This is a genomic window from Flavobacterium hydatis, assembly GCF_000737695.1.
GTDB classification, from domain to species: Bacteria; Bacteroidota; Bacteroidia; order Flavobacteriales; family Flavobacteriaceae; genus Flavobacterium; species Flavobacterium hydatis.
On the sequence record NZ_JPRM01000095.1, the window covers coordinates 1 to 434 of the forward strand.

1 protein-coding gene is annotated in these 434 nt (G+C 41.5%); it reads right to left on the reverse strand.

From position 1 onward, the window contains the following. On the reverse strand, positions 1-434 hold a 434-nt coding region (locus IW20_RS26535; RefSeq protein ID WP_035629183.1), incomplete at both ends, for an HYR-like domain-containing protein.

Genomic DNA, 434 nt, shown 5'->3' on the forward strand with positions numbered 1-434 from the left:
CTAGTTTTAACGATATTAGTTACATCGCTATCACAATTATCGGTCGCAACAGGAGCATTCGCTTGAGCGGAAGTTAATCCAGCAGCATCGCTACATTGTAATGTAATGTTAAGCGCAGTAGGAGCAGTTGTCCAAGTTGGTTTCGTAGTATCTTCGATAGTTATCACTTGCGTGAAAATGTCCGAAGTATTACCACATGCATCTTTAACCGTCCAGGTATTCGTATATGTTCCAGAGTTTCCACAAGATTCAGAAGCTACAAACACTCCGCTAGTTTTAACGATATTAGTTACATCGCTATCACAATTATCGGTTGCCACAGGAGCATTCGCTTGCGCGGAAGTTAAACCGGCAGCATCGCTACATTGAATAGTTATATCCAAACTTCCTGCCTGAGTAGTCCAAGTTGGTTTCGTAGTATCTTCGATAGTTAT